Source organism: Magnetococcus sp. PR-3, from assembly GCF_036689865.1.
In the GTDB taxonomy this organism is placed as follows: domain Bacteria; phylum Pseudomonadota; class Magnetococcia; order Magnetococcales; family Magnetococcaceae; genus Magnetococcus.
Window position 1 is genome coordinate 1 of sequence record NZ_JBAHUQ010000085.1, and the last position, 652, is coordinate 652.

Sequence of the window (652 nt, forward strand, 5' to 3'; positions counted from 1 at the left end):
TCAGCCCTGGCGGCCAATACCAACAGCTACATCACAGGCTCTTATGATGTATCGGTAACAGATGCCGGTACAGTTGCAGAGCTCTCGGCCATTGAGACGGCCACCAGCGGTACGGTGACTTACGGTCTGGGTCTGAAAGATAACGCCTCTGCACTGGGTGCCAACACCAACAGCTACGTAACCGGTTCTTACGATGTTTCGGTTACTGACGCAGGCACCATGGCAGAACTCTCGGCCATTGAGACGGCTACCAGCGGAACGGTGACCTACGGTCTGGGGCTGAAAGATAACGCCTCAGCACTGGGTGCCAATACCAACAGCTATGTGACCGGTGCTTACGATGTATCGGTAACAGATGCTGCAACAGTCGCTGAACTCTCCGCCATTGAGACAGCAACGACCGGTACGGTGACTTACGGCCTGGGCGTGAAAGATCAGGCCTCAGCGCTGGCCGCCAACACCAACAGCTACGTAACCGGTGCTTACGATGTATCGGTCACGGATGCGGGTACGGTTGCAGAACTCTCGGCCATTGAGTCCGATACAACCGGTACGGTTACTTACGGGGCCGGTCTGAAAGACCAAGCTTCTGCCCTGGCGGCCAATACCAACAGTTACATCACAGGCTCCTATGATGTATCGGTAACGGATG

1 protein-coding gene is annotated in these 652 nt (G+C 55.5%); it reads left to right on the forward strand.

What is annotated here, in order from left to right:
* A partial coding sequence (locus tag V5T57_RS20650) for a hypothetical protein (protein WP_332893163.1) occupies positions 1-652 on the forward strand: 652 nt, incomplete at both ends.